Origin of the sequence: Ramlibacter sp. (assembly GCF_035655895.1) — a bacterium.
Classification (GTDB): Bacteria; Pseudomonadota; Gammaproteobacteria; order Burkholderiales; family Burkholderiaceae_C; genus Ramlibacter.
Genome location: NZ_DASRTN010000011.1, coordinates 277,217 through 294,875, shown reverse-complemented (window position 1 = coordinate 294,875; position 17,659 = coordinate 277,217). Strand labels below are relative to the sequence as shown.

Sequence of the window (17,659 nt, the reverse complement as noted above, 5' to 3'; positions counted from 1 at the left end):
CCTTCAACGGAACCGCTGGCTGATGAAGGGCGAGCCTGCCAGTCCGAACCGCCAGGGCACGTCGACGGCCTTGCTGATGCCGATGCGCGGGCCCACCACCAGCGGTGCGGGTGACACCGGCGCCAGCACCTGGAACGGCGGGCGGTCCAGCCGCTCGCCGTTCAGGGCATGCGTGATGGCCAGCGCCTGCCCGAGCTTGCCGGGCCCGGAACACAGCAGCTTCAGGTCCTGCAGGCCACGCCGCTCGCGCATGGTGTCCAGTCCGTGCGTCGGTTCGAGCGCGCGGATCAGCACGCCGGCGCCGTGGCCGGCCTCGCGGCAGACGAAGTTCAGGCACCAGTGGATGCCGTAGGAGCGGTACACGTAGGCGCGGCCCGGCGGACCGAACATCGACTGGTTGCGCGGCGTGGGGCCACCATAGGTGTGCGATGCCGGATCGGCGTGGTCGTACGCTTCGGTCTCCACGATCCGGCCACCGACGCCGTCGACCAGCAGCGTGGCGCCGATCAGGGCCTGCGCCACCTGGTGGGCATCGCCCTGGAAGTCATCGGGTCCCAGCTGCCTAGTCGTCGCCATCCGTGTTCTCGCCCAGGAAGCCGCCGCTCTGGTGCGCCCACAGCTTGGCATACAGCCCGCCTTGCGCCAGCAGCGAGCGGTGCGAGCCTTCCTCGACGATGCGTCCCTGGTCCATCACCACCAGCCGGTCCATGGCGGCGATGGTCGACAGCCGGTGGGCGATCGCGATCACGGTCTTGCCCTGCATCAGCTCGTCCAGGCTGGCCTGGATGGCCGCTTCCACTTCCGAGTCGAGCGCGCTGGTGGCCTCGTCCAGCAGCAGGAGGGGCGCGTCCTTGAGCATCACCCGCGCGATGGCGATGCGCTGGCGTTGCCCGCCCGACAGCTTGACCCCGCGCTCGCCGACGTGCGCGTCGTAGCCGGCGCGGCCCTGGGGATCGGTCAGGCCGCGGATGAAGTCCTCGGCCTGCGCCCGGCGGGCCGCCGCCACCATCGCCTCTTCCGATGCACCCGGATTGCCGTAGAGGATGTTGTCGCGCACCGAGCGGTGCAGCAGCGAGGTGTCCTGCGTCACCATGCCGATGTGCCGGCGCAGGCTGTCCTGCGTGACCCCGGCGATGTCCTGGCCATCGATCAGGATGCGTCCGCCGTCCAGGTCGTAGAAGCGCAGCAGCAGGTTCACCAGCGTGGACTTGCCGGCGCCCGAGCGGCCGATCAGTCCGATCTTCTCGCCCGGCCGCACGGTCAGGCGAAAATCCGAGATCACCGGGGTGGGCTTGCCGTAGCCGAACACGACATCGTCGAACACCACTTCGCCGCGCGAGACCTGCAGCGCAGCGGCGCCCGGACGGTCGACCACGGCCCGTGGGCGTGTCAGGGTGGCCATCCCGTCCTGCACCGTCCCGATGTTCTCGAACAGCGAGGCCATCTCCCACATGATCCAGTGCGACATGCCGCTGATGCGCAGCGCCATCGCGGTCACGGCCGCCACCGCCCCGGCGCCCACCTGGCCCTGCGACCAGAGCCACAGCGAGTAGCCGGTCACCCCCAGGATCAGGCCGACCACCAGTGCGTGGTTGACGATCTCGAAGGTGCTGACCAGCCGCATCTGGGCGTAGCCGGTGGTCTTGAACTCCTGCATCGCGGCACGGGCGAAGCCGGCTTCGCGCTGGGTGTGCGAGAACAGCTTGACGGTCGGGATGTTGGTGTACGCGTCGGTGATGCGGCCGGTCATCATGGCCCGTGCGTCCGCCTGCTTCTTGCCGATGCGCCCCAGCCTCGGCACGAAGTACCAGACCGAGAGGGCATAGCAGGCCAGCCAGGCCAGGAACGGCAGCATCAGCCGGCTGTCGAAGCCGCCGGCCAGCAGCACGATGGTGATGAAGTACACCCCGATCCCGATGATCACTTCGGTGGTGGTGAACACCATCTCGCGCACCGCCAGGGCCGTCTGCATGACCTTGGTGGTGATCCGCCCGGCGAACTCGTCAGCATAGAACGCCAGGCTCTGGCCCAGCATCAGCCGGTGGAAGTTCCAGCGCAGGCGCAGCGGGAAATTGATCGCCAGGGTCTGGTGCTTGACGATCGTCTGCATCGCGATCAGGGCGATGCTGCCCAGCAGCACCGCGCCAAGGCCGGCCAGCACCTGGCCGTGCTCCGTCCAGAGTGCCTCGGGCCGGGTGCGGCCGAGCCAGTCGACGATCCGGCCCAGCATCCAGAACAGCACCGCCTCGTAGCCCGAGACGCAGGCCGACAACACCGCCAGCCAGGCGATGTAGGCACGCAATCCGTGGGTGCAGTCCCAGACGAACGGGAAGAAGCCTTGCGGCGGCAGGGCCGGTTCGGCTTCAGGGTAGGGATGGAGGAGGGTTTCGAAGCGGCGGAACAAGGGGCAGGAGGATGCCACAGGGCCGTGGCGTGGACGGGAAACGCTGACGAATAGGCACGAAGGCAGCGGACTTTACTGTATAAATGAACAGTGCTTTCCTCGCCTTCCCCGCCTCCAACAACACCTGCCGAGCTGTGCTTGCCGCATGTCTGGCGGGTCACCGACCTGGCACGCGAGGAGTGCGTCGTCCCCACCGGGCATCCAGCGCTCGATCGGGAATTGCCCGGGGGCGGATGGCCGGTGGGGAGCCTGGTCGAACTGCTCCAGGAGCGGCCCGAGGCGCATGCCTGGCAACTGCTGCTGCCGGCGCTGGTCAGCTGGTCGGCTCGCCGGCCGGGGCCGCTGGTGCTGGTCGGCGCGCCGTACGTGCCGTTCCTGCCGTCGCTTGCCGCGCGCGGGCTGCCGGCCGAGCGCCTGCTGTGGATCCGGTCCGAGGCCGCGGCCTCCCGGCTCTGGGCGGCCGAGCAGGCCCTGCGCTGCGCCGATGTCATCGGCCTGATCGCCTGGTTGCCGCAGTCGCGTGCCGCCGACCTGCGCCGGCTGCAGCTGGCAGCCCGCCTGCATGGGAAGCTGCTGTTCGTGCTGCGTGGGGCAGGGCAGCGGTTGCAGGCGAGCCCCGCCCCGTTGCGGCTGCTCCTGCTGGGGCTGGACGACATGCAGGTCCATGTGCTCAAGCGCAAGGGCCCGCCGCTGGAAACCCCCGTGTTGCTGCCGGCCCACCCGGAGCGGCTGGCGGCCTTGCTGGCGTCGCGCCGGCGCTCGGTCGAGCTGCCGGTCCCCGTCGAAGAAAGATCGCATGTTCTGGATCGCCTTGTCACCCAAGGCTGAGCCGGACCGGCAGGCGTGGATCTGGTGGTCCCTGCGCTTCACACCCCGGGTGGCGCAACGGGGACCGGCGATCCTGCTCGAGGTCTCGGGAAGCCTGCGCCTGTTCGGCGGTCGCAAAGCCCTGCTGAGGCTGCTGTTGCGCTCGAGACCCGAACTCGGTCCAGTGCAGTGGGCGGCCGGGGCGACCTCGCTGGTGGCGCTCGCCCTGCTGCGATGCCAATGCCGAGGCGAGCCGCCACCGGCGCTGCTGCCCGACGGTCTGCCGGTGGACTTGCTGGATGCTGCGCGCGAGGTGGCGGACCTCCTGGAACGCATGGGCATCCGCACCTGGGGCCAGTTGCGGTCCTTGCCGCGCAGCGGTGTCTCGCGCCGGTTCGGCGCGGGCCTGCTGCAGGCGCTCGACTGCGCGTACGGCCAGGCACCGGACCAGCACGCCTGGGAAGTGCTGCCCGAGGATTTCGACCTCGATGCCGAGCTGGTCACCCTCGCGACCACGGCGCCCGACCTGCTGCTGGGCGCCGAATGCCTGCTGCTGCGGCTGCAGCTGTGGCTGCAGGCGCGGCACCGGGGCATCCTGGCGGTCGAACTGGAATGGACCCTGGACCTGCGCCGCCTCAATGGGGTGCAACTGCCACCGAAACAGCAGTTGCAGGTGCGCACGGCCCAGCCCACGCAGGACATGGCCCACCTTCGCCGGCTGGTGGGGGAGCACCTGGCGCGCACCACCCTCGCGGCGCCGGCCAACCACCTGCGGCTGCGCTCCCTGGACACCGTCCCCTGGGGGGGCATGACCACCAGCCTCCTGCCGCAGGAGCAGGTGCAGGGCGAGCGGCTGCACCAGCTGGTCGAACGCCTGTCGATCCGCCTGGGTGAGGACAACGTCGTCATGCCGGTGCCCCAGGACGACCACCGTCCCGAATGCAAGCAGGACTGGCGGCCCGCCCGCGACGCCGATGCCGGCGCCCCGTGCGACACGGATGCCCTCTATCCCGCCTGGGTGCTGCCGCAGCCGCTGCGGCTTCGGATGCAGGGCGAGACCCCGGTGTTCGGCGGGCCGCTGCGACGGCTGGCCCGCCTGTACCGCCTGGAGACGGCCTGGTGGCAGGAGGAGGGGCCGGCGCTGCGGGACTACTTTGTGGCCCGCAGCCCGCAGGCCGGGCTGGTCTGGATCTACCGGGAGCGCCCACGCCAGCTGGCCGAGGATCTCGCCCGCGCGGGGCAGTTCGCCTGGTACCTGCAGGGGCTGTATGCCTGAGAGCCCGCTCAAGCCGAAACCGGTGCTGGACGAGGAGCGCCTGCCGCCCCTGCTGGGCAGCGGTCCCGACCGGCTGCCCGGCTATGCGGAGCTGCATTGCCTGTCCAATTTCAGCTTCCAGCGCGGTGCCTCGCACCCGCAGGAGCTGGTGCGCCGCGCCTACGACCTGGGCTACCAGGCCCTGGCGATCACCGACGAGTGCTCGGTGGCCGGCGTGGTGCGCGCCTGGTCGGGACTGAAGGACTACCTGGCGTTCATCCTGCGCCTCGAAGAGGCTTATCCGCGGCACAGGCGGCTTCGCCCCTTCCGACTGCTGTTCGGCGCCGAATTCGATTTCGGGGACGGGCGCCTGGTGGCCCTTGCGAGCGACCTGGCGGGCTGGGGCGGCCTGTGCGAGTTCATCACCACGGCGCGCCGGGCCGCTGCCAAGGGCAGCTACCAGGTCGGCTGGGACAGCAGCGACCTGGGGCAGCTCCAGGGGTGCGAGATCCTGTTCGTGCCGACCCGCACTGCGGGCCAGGACCTGGACCTGCAGGCGCTGTGTGCTCGCCTGCAGGTGTTGCGGTCACGCTTTCGCGACAGCCTCTGGCTCGCGGTGAATCTGCCGCATCGCCTGGATGACGACCTGTGGCTCTCGCAGCTGCAGCTGGCGGGCGAGCAGGCGCAGGTGCCGTTGGTGGCCACGGGCGACGTGCACATGCATGCCCGTTCGCGCAAGCCGCTGCAGGACGTCGTCACGGCCATCCGGCTGGGTCGGCCGGTGGCGCGGTGCGGCGTGGCCCTGCAGGGCAATGCGGAGCGGCACCTGCGCCAGCGCAAGCGGCTGGCGGAGCTGTACCCGCCCGAGCTGCTGGCCAACACCCTGGCGGTCGCGGGTCGCTGCCGCTTCGACCTGGAGGAGATCCGCTACGACTATCCACGGGAGACGGTGCCCGAGGGGCTCACGCCCACGCAGGCGCTGCGGCGCCTCACCTACGCCGGCATGGATGCCCGCTACCCCGCCGGCGTTCCCCTGAAGGTGCGGGTGCTGGTGCGCAAGGAGCTCGCCCTGATCGCCCAGTGCAGGTACGAGATGTTCTTCCTCACGGTGCACGACATCGTGCGGTTCGCGCAGGACCAGAAGATCCTCTGCCAGGGGCGGGGGTCCGCCGCCAATTCGGCGGTCTGCTTCTGCCTGGGCATCACGGCGATGGATCCGATGCTGTCGCAGCCGCTGCTGGAGCGCTTCATCAGCGTGGACCGGCGCAACGAGCCGCCGGACATCGACGTCGATTTCGAACATGAGCGGCGCGAGGAGGTGATCCAGTACATCTACCGCAAGTACGGCCGGGAGCGCGCGGCCATCGCCGCCGTGGTCATCAGCTACCGCACCCGCAGCGCCATCCGCGACGTCGGCAAGGCGCTGGGCATCGCCGATCCGCTGGTCGATGCCTTCGCCAAGGACCATTTCTGGTTCGACGACCAGCTGGCCACCGACAGGCTGCAGGTCATGGCCCAGGCCTGCGGCGTGACGCTGGCCGAACATCGCGCCCGTCTCTGGCTGGAGCTCACCCAGCAGCTCATGGGCTTTCCGCGGCATCTCAGCCAGCACGTCGGCGGCTTCGTGCTCACGCAGACCCGCCTCACGCGCCTGGTGCCGGTGGAGAACGCCAGCATGAAGGACCGCTCGGTCATCCAGTGGGACAAGGACGACCTGGAGGACATGGGGCTGATGAAGGTGGACGTGCTGGCGCTGGGGATGCTCACGGCCATCCGCCGCTGCATCGATCTGGTGGCGTTGCGCCGCGGGCGCCCCTTCACCCGCTACGACATTCCCAACGAGGATGCGGCCACCTACGCCATGATTCGCAAGGCCGACACCGTGGGCGTGTTCCAGATCGAGAGCCGCGCCCAGATGTCGATGCTGCCGCGCCTGAAGCCGCGCGAGTTCTACGACCTGGTGGTCGAGGTGGCCATCGTGCGGCCCGGCCCGATCACCGGCGGCATGGTGCATCCCTACCTGAAGGCACGCGAGCGGCGCGAGCGCGGCGAGCCGATCGCCTACGAGCGCTCCCGGCACGACGGCAAGGAGCCGCGCCTGAAGAAGGCGCTGGAGCGCACGCTGGGCATCCCGATCTTCCAGGAGCAGGTGATGGAGATCTCGATGCTCGCGGCCGGTTTCACCGCGACCGAGGCCGATTCGCTGCGGCGGGCGATGGCCGCCTGGAAGCGCAAGGGCGGTGTCGACCGGTTCGAGGCGCGGCTCAAGGGCGGCATGCTGGCCAACGGCTACAGCGAGGAGTTCGCGCACCGCATCTTCGAGCAGGTCAAGGGCTTCGGCGACTACGGCTTCCCGGAAAGCCATGCCTACAGTTTCGCGCTGCTGGCCTATTCGAGCAGCTGGCTCAAGTGCCACGAGCCGGCCTGCTTCCTGGCCGCGATGCTCAATTCCCAGCCCATGGGGTTCTACGGGCCGTCGCAACTGATCCAGGATGCGCAGCGGCATGGCATCCAGGTGCTGCCCCCTGACGTGTCGCACAGCGAATGGGACAGCTCGCTCGAAGGCGACATGGGGCAGCCGTCCGTGCGCCTGGGCCTGCGGCTGGTGGGCAGCCTGCGCGAGGAGGCCGGGCGGCGCATTCCGCTGGCCAGGGCCGACGGGCCCTTCGCCGACACCGAGGACCTGGCACTGCGCGCCCGGCTGGAGGTGCAGGACCTCTCGGCGCTGGCGGCCGGCGACGCCCTGCAGTCGTTGTCCGGCCACCGCCGCCAGCAGGTCTGGGAGGCTGCCGCCCAGCGCCGCGCGCCCGAACTGCTGCAGGACGCGCCGATTCGTGAACCAGCGCTGACGCTGCCGGCGGCGGCGGAAGGGGAGGAGATCGTGTTCGACTACGCCTCGATGGGGCTGACGCTGCGGCGGCATCCGCTCGCGCTGCTGCGTCCGAGGCTGTCGAAGCTGCGCTACCTCAATGCCGGACAGCTGAACCAGCTGCGCAGTGGCTGCCGCGTCTCGGCCTGCGGCATGGTCACGGTGCGCCAGCAGCCCGCCACGGCAGGCGGGACCATCTTCGTGACCCTGGAGGACGAGACCGGGCCGGTCAACGTCATCGTCTGGCAGCGGGTGCGCGAGGAACAGCGCGAGCCCTTGATGCATGCCAGGCTGCTGGCGGTGCACGGCACCTGGCAGCGTGACGAGGCCAGCGGCGGCCAGGTCTGCCATCTGCTGGCCGAACGGCTGGAAGACCTGACCCCGCTGCTCGGGCGACTGGGGCGGCAGGGCAATCGCAGCCGCGACTTCCACTGACGCCTTCGTTGCCGGGCAGCTTGCGGCAGCGTCCGACACCGCCTGTGCGGCAGGGCCGCTACACCTGCCGGCAAGGAGCGACCATGCTGGAGAAACTGCCCGAAGTCGTCGGCCATGTCCTGCGCGATCGCCGCGCCGGACTGGACAAGCTGGTGTTCAACCGCTGCGGGCTGCGTGCCGGCCACGGCACCCTGCAGGTGGGCAGCCTGGCCTTTGCCGACCATGCGCCCATTCCAGAGCGCTACTCGGCGGACGGGGAGGGCGTGTCGCCGCCCTTGCACTGGGACGGCATTCCTGCCGACGCGCACAGCCTCGCGCTCATCGTGGAGGACGCGGATGCCCCGACCAACGAACCGCTGGTGCATGCGATCGTGGTGGACCTGCCGACCGACAGCCACGTCCTGGCCGAAGGTGCGCTGCGCAGCCCCGGGCACGAGGGCGAGCAGGTGCACGAAGGCCGCAATTCTTACCTTCGTGCGGGCTGGCTGCCGCCCGACCCGCCACCGGGTCACGGGCAGCACCGCTACGCTTTCCAGCTGTTCGCACTGGGCGCGGGGGCTGCGTTCGGCACCACGCCGGGGCGGGACGAACTGCTGCAGGCGGTGCAGGCGCACGGGCTGGCCAGCGGCCTGCTGGTGGGGACCTACGAACGTCCGGACGGCACCATCCGCGCCGGTTCCGCCCAGGCCGCGGTGGCCTGAAGCACGCCGGCGCGGAGGCGCCCCGCCACAGACCCCGGCCCTTGCACGCCCACGACCGTTCAGTGAGGCTGCTGCGTCGCCCCGCCGTTCATCGCGCCGGTGAACATCTGCTGCCAGGCCTGCATCATCGGCGCGGCGGCGTTCATCGCCGCCCCTGCCATGTTCGTCGGTCCCTGGGTGGCGGCGCCCGTGGCGCCCGGCTCGAGCTGCGAACGCTGCAGGCTCTCGTTGCCCACGCGGGCGGCCGCCATCATCAGCTCCTGCCAGTAGCGCATCGCCTCCTGGCACTCGTAGACCACCAGGCTGGACTGGATCGACATCAGCTCCATCGGGCTGCTCGCGCGCCGCATGTTGTCGGCTGCCTGCCGGTGCAGCAGGGCGGCGCGCTGGCTCATCTGCATCTGCGTCATCTGCAGCGCCTCGTTCGCACGGAACATCACTGCCATCAGGTCCGCTGCCACGGTCATGTGCTGCCGTGCCATCTCCGAGGCCACGTTGACTGCGTTGGCGGTCGCCGATGCCGTCACGTCGTCGGCGTTGCCGTTGGTGCCGTTGCCATCCGGGCCGCGTGTCGCTTTGCTTGCCATGCCTCACTCCTAGGTCGACCGCCGCCGCCGGAGTGGCTGCTGTCGCGGACGGCCCACTGTAGGGGCGAGGCCATGGGGTGCGTGCTCGGCAATCAACTGTTTCGCATCGCCGATTCGCGATTGCCTGCCCCGGATCCCCACGCGCGGACGAAAAAAACCCCGGCCTGGCGGGCCGGGGAGGTGGTGCGATCCGCGCGTGCGGTCAGCAGGCCTTGGGGGCCCAGTAGTACGTGCTGACCGTCGGGATGTAGCCGGGGTTCGCGTACTTGGCCACGTAGAGCTTGCCGTTGTAGCTCACCACGCTGCCGGCCGTGTAGTACCTGCCGTTGACCCAGGTCGCCGCGGTGCAGGCGGCGGGCGGCGTCGGAGTGGTGGGCGTCGTCGGCGTCGTGGTTCCGGTGCCGCCACAGTAGTAGCGGGACCAGTAGTAGGTGCTGACGGTCGGGATGTAGCCGGGGTTGGCGTACTTGGCCACGTACAGCGCGCCGTTGTAGCTGACCACGCTGCCGGCCGCGTAGGACTTGCCGTTCACCCAGGCCGCGGCACTGCAGCTGCCACCGGTCGAGGGCGGCGGGCTGGTCGGGGCAGGGGCGGGCGCAGGCGCAGGCGCAGGCGCAGGCGCAGGCGCAGGGGCGGGGGCGGGGCTCGTCGGCGTGGTGCCGGTCGACTCGCGCGAGATCTTGTAGTTGTAGACCGTCATGTCACCGGAGCCGACCACCGGCTCGATGCCCAGTTCGGCGCTCACCAGGTATTCGTTGCCCAATGCCCACGGCGTGCCGCACGCGTCCTTGCGGGTGGACAGGTAGTTCACGATGGCGGCCAGGTCGATGTCGCCCGCCGCGACCGGCATCTGGCTGGGCACGAAGGCGATCATCTTCCAGCCCTTCTTGCCGTACGCGCCGTTCAGGCTGCCGAAGCTGTAGCGGCTGCAGCCGTCACTGTCCTTGGTGATGTAGACGTGGTAGCGGACGCCGGCGATCACCGCGTCGTGGTCGTACCAGCCCGGATTGCGGCCGCCGTTGACCGCGTGGGCGCCGTAGTTCCCCCAGTTGGCCAGCGGGATCATGATCTCGTGCGTGACCGACGAGCCCAGGAAGCCACTGTCCTGCTTCGGGTTCGACTGCAGCCACAGATCGAACGTGAGCTGGCCCTGTCCGCTGGGCGTGGCGTTGTGCTGGAAGGCGACCTTGGCCTTCAACGACGACAGCGGCAGCTGCAGCGGGAAGATGTTGCCCGGCGTGAAGCCCGAGGGCGACTGCTGCAGCGTGCTGCCGTTGGCCAGCTTGACCGGCAGGCCGTCCACCAGGTTGGAGGTGCTGGCGAAGCCGGGCTTGCGTCCGTAGAGCGCGGCCGGATAGCCCTTGACCTCGGTCGTGCCCTGCGGCCAGTTCCAGTTCATGCGGAACGCCACCTCCCCGTTCGCCCCGACGGTCGGCGACACGCCCACCCCTTGCGAGAACTGTCCGGCCTGGATGCCGCCCTGGCCCCAGCGGTTGTCGATCACCCAGTAGGCGTCGTTGCTGTTGCCCACCTGCAGCCATTCGCCGGTGTGCGGCGCCGCGGTGATGGAGGGCACTTGCGCCAGCGTGGCGCCGGCCCCGAGGGCCAGGGACGCGGCCAGCAGGCTGCGCAGGGGGAATCGTCGTTGCATCTCTGTTCGGCGCGCCCGGGTCGCGCGGGAAGTCGGCAGGCAAGGCTCCGCCCGGCACGGGCGCGGCAGTCTTGCCGCGGAAGCCGCGTGGGTCTGGACGGAGAAGGCCGCTTGGTCGGACGAAGGTCCGCAGTACGGTCCAAGGACCAGCACAAGCTCAGCGGTGGAGGCAATCCTAGTAGGACGCGTCTGACAAGCTCGGCTGTAACGTGTTGATCTGTATCGGGTTTACAGATGGGCTGGGCAGCTCTGCGGAAACTTACAGACAGTGACGAAGCGAGAGGCGCCGTGGCGGCCATCTCCCTCGGCACCATGTTGGTGAACAGCGACAGTCGCCGGCGTTAGCATGCAACCGTGAACAAGTAACGTTACGTGATCGTAACCATTTGTTATCCTCGGGTTTTCCTGAGGTGCATCAAGTGTTGAAGAGCAGTATTGCGGCCTGCCTCGTGGCGCTGGCCGTGGTGTCCGGCGCGCCCGCCCGGGCCCAACTCCTGATCGGTCAGACGACCGGGTTCAGCGGCCCCATCGCCGCAGGCGCGAAAGAGAACTCGACCGGCGCCAAGCTCTGGATCGACGCCGTCAACGCCAAGGGCGGCGTCAACGGCCAGAAGATCGAGCTGATTCAGATGGACGACAAGTTCGAGCCCAAGCTGGCCGCGGCCAATGCCAAGACGCTGATCGAAGAGAAGAACGTGCTGGCGCTCTTCCTGTCCCGCGGCACGCCGCACAACGAGGCGATCATGCCGCTGCTCGAGGCCGGCAATGTCGTGCTGGTGGCGCCGTCCACCGGCGCCATGGTGCTGCACGAGCCGGTCAACCGGCACATCTTCAACGTCCGCGCGACCTACCAGCGCGAAGCCGAGCGCGGCATCGACCACCTGGCGGCGATCGGCATGACCCGGCTGGCGGCGGTGGTCCCGAACGACAGCTTCGGCGACGACACCGAGCAGGGCATCGCGCGCGCCTTCCAGCGCAACAAGCTCAAGCCCGTGGCCCAGTTCCGGGCCGATCGCGCCAATCCCGAGTACGCCAAGATCATCCCGGCGCTGGTGGCCGGCGATGCCCAGGCCGTGCTGTGGATCGGCACTGCCGACGCGGTGGCCGGCGGCATCAAGGCGCTGCGCGCTGCCGGCTCGGCGGCCCAGGTGGTGACCCTGTCGAACAACGCGGCCGGCGGCTTCGTCAAGGCGCTGGGCAACCAGGCCCGGGGCGTGATCGTCTCGCAGGTGTTCCCGGCCGAGCGCTCGATCGGCTCGCCGTTCGTGCGCGAGGCGCAGGAGCTGGCCAAGGCCGCCGGGCTCGAGGGCGTGACCCCCGCCATGCTCGAGGGCTTCGCCGCGGCCAAGGTGCTCGTCGAGGGCTTGCGGCGCGCCGGCAAGAATCCGACGCGCGCCTCGCTGCACACCGCCCTGGAAAGCATCCGCAACCTCGACCTGGGCGGCGGCCTGGACGTCAGCTTCTCGCCGACCGACCACACGGGGCTGAACTACGTCGAGCTGTCGATCATCGGCGACGACGGCAAGTTCAAGCGCTGAGGATCGCGCCCCGCAGCGCACAGGGGCGCGGCGCACCGGAAGAAGGCCAGGTTCGCCTGGCCTTTTGCATTGGAGGGGAGAAGGAGGCTGGCCCGAGGGTTCCGCAGACCGTCGGCCGTCTGGAGACGTGGAGCGGGCGATGGGAATCGAACCCACGTCTTGAGCTTGGGAAGCTCAGGTCCTGCCATTGAACGACGCCCGCGAGGCTGAGACGATGATTCTAAGCCGGATCGGGACGTGCTCGAGTCTGCTGGTCCAAGGTGCCAATCAGCTGGTTGGTGTCCGGATGGCGGCCACGTAGGCGTGCAGCTTTCCCGGATCGAGTCGGCCGTCGGTTCGCACGCCGGAGCAGATGTCCAGGCCGAACGGCTGCACCTGCCGGATCGCCTCGCGCACGTTGTCCGGCCGCAGACCGCCCGCCAGGAACACGGGCCGGCGCGCGCGGCGCACGAACTCCGCGCTGATCTTCCAGTCATGCACGCGCCCGGTGCCCCCCAGCAGCGGAACGGCCGCCGAGGGCGAGCCGGAGTCGAGCAGGAAGGTATGCACGTGCGGCTCGTAACGCTCCAGCAGCGTCAGGGCGTCGGCGCCCTCGACGTGGATCACCTGCACGATGCGCAAGGCGGGCAGCGATGCCCGCAGCCGTCCGAGTTCCGCCGGGTCCACATGGTTCACCACCTGCACCGTCGACACCGCGCACCGATGCACGTGTTCCGCGATGGCTTGCGCCGTGCACTCCTGTGTGAGCAGGAAACCGGCCACGGCTGCGGGCAGCTCCAGGGCCACGGACCGGATCACCTCGTCTCCGATCACGCCTGGCCCGCTCGGCATGGCGCCCACCAGGCCCAGCGCGTCCGCGCCGGCGCCGATGGCGAGCGCCGCTTCTTCCTGGCTGCTGATGCAGCAGATCTTGATGCGTGGTTGCATCGGCTCGCACTCCCTGCCGTTTCGAAACGGCGGAGTTATAGCCGATCGACACTGCTGGCGATGACGACGATCGGACCCTCAGCGGTCATGCCCCCGGATCACGGAAGGTGCGAAACCGTACCGGTTCCTGAAGCGGATGGCGAACCGCGAGGCCGACGCGTACCCGACCTCGGAGGCGATCTCGGAAATGGGCCGGTCCGTCGATTGCAGCAACGTCAGCGCCAGGGACAGGCGAGCATCCGTCAGGACGGCCGTGAAGCCCGTGCCTTCGACGGCCAGTCGCCGGCGCAACGTCGCTTCGCTGGTGGCGAGCTCGCGCGCCGCGGCGTCGACGGTCCATGGGTTGTTTGGCTTGCCGGCGATCAGCCCCCTCAGCTTCGCGGTCGTCGAAACTGCCGCACCGCCTGACAGCCTGACGCCCTGCTCGGCGAGCCAGAGCAGCAGCTCGACCATCCTGTGCGCCGCCACTCGCTCCGGCACGCCCGGCACGTTGCCGATCGCCTCGATCGCCTGGTCGATGGCATCGGCCAAGCCCCGCGGCACCTCTCGAAGGATGGCGACGTCCGCCAGTGCATTCCCGTTCGAGAGCAAGGGCGCGGCCTGCGCGAGGAGCGCGGCGTCCCAGACGATCCACCGGGCTTCGAAGAGCCCGTCCGCGGACAGCCGGTTTTCGACGTCAAGATTCTGGCCGGCGGCCACCACGAGGGCCTCGTCCCGCCGCACCTTCCATCGCCGGGTGCCGGCGCTCAGGCTCTTCTCGCCATGGCGCAGCAGGATGAGGGCAGGGCTGTCGATGGCGAGACGACTGAACCGAAGCGAGTGGCGTTGCACGACATTGGCATGCAGGCCCACGCCGGTGCGACGGAGCAGCGTTCGGACTGCGGTGTTCATCGAGCGGTCGTCATCGCCGGCACGGGAATCATCCTTGCAGGCGGTGGATCGCGCACAGCTTGTGGCCATCGGGATCGCGCACGTACGCCAGGAAATACGTCATGCCGCCGAGCCTGCGCGGGCCGGGCGGGTCTTCGATGGAGATCGCTCCGTTGCGCACGGCGGTGTCGTGGAACACCCGCACGAGCTCCGGCGAAGCGCACTTGAAGGCCAGCGTGCTGCCGTTCGCGACGGTTGCAGGCGCGTCGTCGATCGGTTGGCTGATGCCGAGCGTATTGCCATCGTGGCGGAAGAACAGGCGCTGGTGTCCCGAATTCGACGTGCTGCGGGCGGGTGGCGTGTCCAGGCCGAGCACGGCGAGGACGGCCGTGTAGAACCTGCCTGCGCGTTCGATGTCGTTGGTTCCCAGCATCACATGGTTGAACACATTCTCTCCTTGTGGCGCGTTGTGATGCGGGAAGTCTAGGAGCGGCTCCAGCGGCGTTTGGTGCAGGGCGGCGCAGACAATGTGCCGAAACGATCAATCACGCAGGGAGCACGCGCCAGGCGCAAAGAGCGTTGCACCCGTCGGCGTTTGGACGCCAGACGGCTTGCTTCCACCCAGGAGTGGAGATCCTTGGGAATGCCGAGCGCTGCCTTCGGACCAGCAGGCTCGATCACTTCCCGATCCCGCCCAGCATTGCGCTGAGCCTGGCCGGCGGCGACTCTCGCCGCACACCCCTCTTCAGATGCCACCCTCGAACGGATGCCGCGGCGCGGACGGGGTGGGGTACATCTGGCTGTTGTCGTCCCGGGGCGCCGCTGCGCCGCCACCGCCACCGGTCGCCGTGCCGCCCGGCGTGCCGGGGCGCGCGCCCGCCATGCCGCCGCCGGTGGGGAACTGGCTGGCCGCCGCCGGGCCGCCGGCACCACCGCCGTAGCCGCCACTGCCGTAATCGCCGCTGCTGTAGCCGCCCCCGGTGGCACCGCCGCTGGCATAGGGATCCGAAGACCTGCCGCCCTCGAACGGCGCGGCGCCCGTGCTGCTGCCGGCGAACGAAGCGGCCCCGGTGTCGGTGCTCCCCATCCCGGCGGCGCCGCTGGATGCCATCCGGCCGCCGGCCTCGGCGGCGTGTTGCAGCTGCCCGCTCTGGCGCTGCGCCTTGCCGTACCAGTTGCGCAGGATCTCGCCTGCGGTTTCGCGGCCACCGAGGCCGAACGCCAGCCCCAGGCCCAGCGCGATCGCGCCGACGAAGGCCATGAACAGCGTGTTGACCAGGGTGGTCGCGATGCCGATCTGGTTGACCGCCACCACGACGGCGAAGGCCCAGACCAGCACCGAGGCGACCTTGGCCAGCAGGTTGGCGTTGGTGAGGCCGGCTTCGGCCGTGGCCGCGCGCACCAGGTTGCTCAGCGCCCGGGCGGCCAGGCCGCCGATCACCAGCACCACCAGCGCCACCACCACGTTGGGCAGCCAGAGCAGCAGCGCGCGCAGGACGTCCGACACGGCCGGCAGGCCCAGGGCGTCGAAGGCGACCACCAGTGCGATCAGCCGGATGAACCACTTGGCGACCATGGCGATCATCCCCGCCGAGTCGGTCCCGGTGCCCATCTTGCCGACGAAGTCCGCGAGCCCGGAGCGGCCCGCCAGGTCGTTGAAGCGGATCGCGCGCAGCACGGCCGCGATGGCCTTCTCGACCAGGGCGGACAGCAGCCAGCCGACCACGACGATGATGGCGAAGCCGAGGACCTTGGGGATGGCCGAGAACAGCATGGCCATGGCGGCAGCCAGCGACGTCATCATCGCGGCGCTCCATTCGGTGATCTGGGTGGGCATGGGAAGACTCCGGGCGTTGGTGGATGCCGCCAATCTCCGGCGCAGCCGTCCCGGGCCGGGTCGGCGGAACTCCGAGTCCGCTGTAGGAGCACGGACCGCCCATGCCACGGCCGGGCACGCTGGCCCCGCGCCGGTCGGGTGGCTCAGCCTGCGTGGCTGGCTGCCGCGCCCGCGCCCAACCCAAGGGGGGTCACTTCAGGATGTCACCCAGGCACAGGTACTTCATCTCGAGATACTCGTCCATGCCGTGGTGCGATCCCTCGCGGCCGAGCCCGGATTGCTTCACCCCGCCGAACGGCACGTGCTCGGTGGCAATGATGCCGACGTTGATGCCCACCATGCCGTACTCGAGCGCCTCGCTCACCCGGAAGATCCGGCCGACGTCGCGGCTGTAGAAGTAGCTGGCGAGCCCGAACTCGGTATTGTTGGCCGCGTCGATCGCTTCCTGTTCGGTGCTGAACCGGAAGATCGGCGCCAGCGGGCCGAACGTCTCCTCGCGGGCGCACAGCATGGCGTTGGTCGCACCCGACAGCACGGTCGGCTCGAAGAACTGGCCCTGCAGCCGGCGGCCGCCGACCACCACCTTGGCGCCCTTGGCCACCGCGTCCTCGATGTGGCGCTCGACCTTCTGCAGCGCCGAGTCCTCGATCAGCGGGCCCTGCACGACGCCGGACTCGAAGCCGTTGCCGACCTTGAAGGCCTTGACCTTCTGCGCGAACTTCTCGACGAAGCGGTCGTAGAGCCCATCCTGGACGTAGATGCGGTTGGCGCAGACGCAGGTCTGGCCGGCGTTGCGGTACTTGCTCGCGATCGCGCCTTCCACCGCCGAGTCCAGGTCGGCGTCGTCGAACACGATGAACGGGGCGTTGCCGCCCAGCTCCAGGCTGAGCTTCTTGACCGTCGGCGCGCTCTGCGCCATCAGGATGCGGCCCACCTCGGTCGAGCCGGTGAAGCTGATGTGGCGCACCGTGTCGCTGGCGCAGAACACCTTGCCGACGGCGATGCTGTTCGCGCCGTCGGCGGTGAGCACGTTGAGCACCCCGGCCGGGATGCCGGCGCGCATGGCCAGCTCGGCGGCGGCCAGCGCGGTCAGCGGCGTCAGCTCGGCCGGCTTGATGACCACCGGGCAGCCCGCGGCCAGGGCCGGAGCCACCTTGCGCGTGATCATTGCCAGCGGGAAGTTCCAGGGCGTGATGGCCGCGCACACGCCGATCGGCTGGCGCACCACGAGCAGCCGCCGGTTGGTGTCGAACGGCGGCAGCGTCTCGCCGTTGACCCGCTTGGCCTCCTCGGCATACCACTCGACGAAGCTGGCGCCGTACGCGACCTCGCCCTTGGCCTCGGGGAGCGGCTTGCCCTGCTCGGCGGTCATCAGGCGGCCCAGGTCGTCCTGGCTGGCCATCAGCAGGTCGAACCACCTGCGCAGCAGGATGCTGCGCTCCTTGCCGGTCTTGGCACGCCAGGCCGGCCAGGCGGCATTGGCCGCGGCGATCGCCTGCTCGGCCTCGGTCGGGCCCAGGTTGGCCACGTCGGCCAGCTTCGCGCCGGTGGCGGGGTCGTGCACGGCAAAGCGGCTGCTGCCGGCGACCCAGCGGCCGTCGATCAGGGCATCGGTCTTGAGCAGGGTGGGGTCCTGCAGCAGGGCCAGGGGGGAAGTTTTCATGTCCATGGTTGTCTCCGTGGGAACGTGCCCGCAGGCCGGGCGCGGCGGGCATTGTGCCCCTTGCGCCGCCCGCAGCGCCGCCCGCCCGCCGGTGGGCACATGCAAGAGCTGGAAG

General features: G+C 69.7%; 14 protein-coding genes and 1 tRNA gene. 5 read left to right on the top strand and 10 right to left on the bottom strand.

Going from position 1 to position 17,659, the window contains the following annotated elements:
* Positions 1 to 3 precede the first annotated feature (3 nt).
* Positions 4 to 576: a DNA-3-methyladenine glycosylase gene (locus VFE82_RS13755; RefSeq protein WP_325000884.1), complete on the bottom strand. Its 573-nt coding sequence runs from the start codon at positions 574 to 576 to the stop codon at positions 4 to 6.
* Entirely contained in the window at positions 563 to 2,404 is a 1,842-nt protein-coding gene (locus VFE82_RS13750) for an ABC transporter ATP-binding protein (RefSeq protein WP_325000883.1), read from the bottom strand. The genes VFE82_RS13755 and VFE82_RS13750 overlap by 14 nt, the downstream gene beginning before the upstream one ends.
* A gap of 90 nt (positions 2,405 to 2,494) precedes the next feature.
* Here VFE82_RS13750 and imuA point away from each other — a divergent pair, with 90 nt between their 5' ends.
* The 4 genes from imuA (at position 2,495) to VFE82_RS13730 (ending at position 8,471) form a co-directional block, all read left to right on the top strand.
* Positions 2,495 to 3,232, top strand: a complete 738-nt coding sequence (gene imuA / locus VFE82_RS13745; RefSeq protein ID WP_325000882.1) for a translesion DNA synthesis-associated protein ImuA — start codon at positions 2,495 to 2,497, stop codon at positions 3,230 to 3,232.
* A complete protein-coding gene (locus tag VFE82_RS13740; RefSeq protein ID WP_325000881.1) occupies positions 3,201 to 4,487 on the top strand; it encodes a DNA polymerase Y family protein in 1,287 nt (428 codons plus the stop codon). The genes imuA and VFE82_RS13740 overlap by 32 nt, the downstream gene beginning before the upstream one ends.
* Complete coding sequence (locus tag VFE82_RS13735) at positions 4,480 to 7,770, top strand: error-prone DNA polymerase (RefSeq protein WP_325000880.1); 3,291 nt, start codon at positions 4,480 to 4,482, stop codon at positions 7,768 to 7,770. The genes VFE82_RS13740 and VFE82_RS13735 overlap by 8 nt, the downstream gene beginning before the upstream one ends.
* An 83-nt stretch (positions 7,771 to 7,853) precedes the next feature.
* Positions 7,854 to 8,471: a YbhB/YbcL family Raf kinase inhibitor-like protein gene (locus VFE82_RS13730; protein WP_325000879.1), complete on the top strand. Its 618-nt coding sequence runs from the start codon at positions 7,854 to 7,856 to the stop codon at positions 8,469 to 8,471.
* Between the two features lie 59 nt (positions 8,472 to 8,530).
* Here VFE82_RS13730 and VFE82_RS13725 read toward each other — a convergent pair whose 3' ends face one another.
* Positions 8,531 to 9,058 (bottom strand): phasin family protein, encoded by a 528-nt coding sequence (locus tag VFE82_RS13725; protein WP_325000878.1) that lies wholly within the window; start codon positions 9,056 to 9,058, stop codon positions 8,531 to 8,533.
* Between the two features lie 202 nt (positions 9,059 to 9,260).
* Positions 9,261 to 10,709 (bottom strand): hypothetical protein, encoded by a 1,449-nt coding sequence (locus tag VFE82_RS13720; protein WP_325000877.1) that lies wholly within the window; start codon positions 10,707 to 10,709, stop codon positions 9,261 to 9,263.
* A gap of 422 nt (positions 10,710 to 11,131) precedes the next feature.
* On the opposite strand from VFE82_RS13720, the gene VFE82_RS13715 reads away from it, so the two are divergent.
* Positions 11,132 to 12,247, top strand: a complete 1,116-nt coding sequence (locus VFE82_RS13715; RefSeq protein ID WP_414708766.1) for an ABC transporter substrate-binding protein — start codon at positions 11,132 to 11,134, stop codon at positions 12,245 to 12,247.
* Between the two features lie 128 nt (positions 12,248 to 12,375).
* Here the strand turns inward: VFE82_RS13715 and VFE82_RS13710 are convergent.
* The 6 genes from VFE82_RS13710 to VFE82_RS13685 all read right to left on the bottom strand — a co-directional run bounded on the left by VFE82_RS13710 (position 12,376) and on the right by VFE82_RS13685 (position 17,550).
* Positions 12,376 to 12,449: transfer RNA gene (locus VFE82_RS13710), tRNA-Gly, on the bottom strand.
* A gap of 65 nt (positions 12,450 to 12,514) precedes the next feature.
* Entirely contained in the window at positions 12,515 to 13,174 is a 660-nt protein-coding gene (locus VFE82_RS13705) for a phosphoribosylanthranilate isomerase (protein WP_325000875.1), read from the bottom strand.
* 78 nt (positions 13,175 to 13,252) lie between these two features.
* On the bottom strand, positions 13,253 to 14,065 hold the full coding sequence (locus VFE82_RS13700) for a helix-turn-helix transcriptional regulator (protein WP_325000874.1): 813 nt from the start codon (positions 14,063 to 14,065) through the stop codon (positions 13,253 to 13,255).
* A gap of 28 nt (positions 14,066 to 14,093) precedes the next feature.
* Positions 14,094 to 14,492 (bottom strand): VOC family protein, encoded by a 399-nt coding sequence (locus tag VFE82_RS13695; RefSeq protein WP_325000873.1) that lies wholly within the window; start codon positions 14,490 to 14,492, stop codon positions 14,094 to 14,096.
* A 297-nt stretch (positions 14,493 to 14,789) separates the two neighbouring features.
* Entirely contained in the window at positions 14,790 to 15,881 is a 1,092-nt protein-coding gene (locus tag VFE82_RS13690) for a mechanosensitive ion channel family protein (RefSeq protein WP_325000872.1), read from the bottom strand.
* 190 nt (positions 15,882 to 16,071) lie between these two features.
* Entirely contained in the window at positions 16,072 to 17,550 is a 1,479-nt protein-coding gene (locus tag VFE82_RS13685) for an NAD-dependent succinate-semialdehyde dehydrogenase (protein WP_325000871.1), read from the bottom strand.
* Between the last annotated feature and the right edge of the window lie 109 nt (positions 17,551 to 17,659).

Coding starts and splice junctions, on each gene's coding strand:
- VFE82_RS13755 (WP_325000884.1), bottom strand. CDS start 576: ATGGCGACGACTAGGCAGCTGGGACCCGATGACTTCCAGGGCGATGCC.
- VFE82_RS13740 (WP_325000881.1), top strand. CDS start 3,201: ATGTTCTGGATCGCCTTGTCACCCAAGGCTGAGCCGGACCGGCAGGCG.
- VFE82_RS13735 (WP_325000880.1), top strand. CDS start 4,480: ATGCCTGAGAGCCCGCTCAAGCCGAAACCGGTGCTGGACGAGGAGCGC.
- VFE82_RS13730 (WP_325000879.1), top strand. CDS start 7,854: ATGCTGGAGAAACTGCCCGAAGTCGTCGGCCATGTCCTGCGCGATCGC.
- VFE82_RS13725 (WP_325000878.1), bottom strand. CDS start 9,058: ATGGCAAGCAAAGCGACACGCGGCCCGGATGGCAACGGCACCAACGGC.
- VFE82_RS13720 (WP_325000877.1), bottom strand. CDS start 10,709: ATGCAACGACGATTCCCCCTGCGCAGCCTGCTGGCCGCGTCCCTGGCC.
- VFE82_RS13705 (WP_325000875.1), bottom strand. CDS start 13,174: ATGCAACCACGCATCAAGATCTGCTGCATCAGCAGCCAGGAAGAAGCG.
- VFE82_RS13700 (WP_325000874.1), bottom strand. CDS start 14,065: ATGAACACCGCAGTCCGAACGCTGCTCCGTCGCACCGGCGTGGGCCTG.
- VFE82_RS13690 (WP_325000872.1), bottom strand. CDS start 15,881: ATGCCCACCCAGATCACCGAATGGAGCGCCGCGATGATGACGTCGCTG.
- VFE82_RS13685 (WP_325000871.1), bottom strand. CDS start 17,550: ATGGACATGAAAACTTCCCCCCTGGCCCTGCTGCAGGACCCCACCCTG.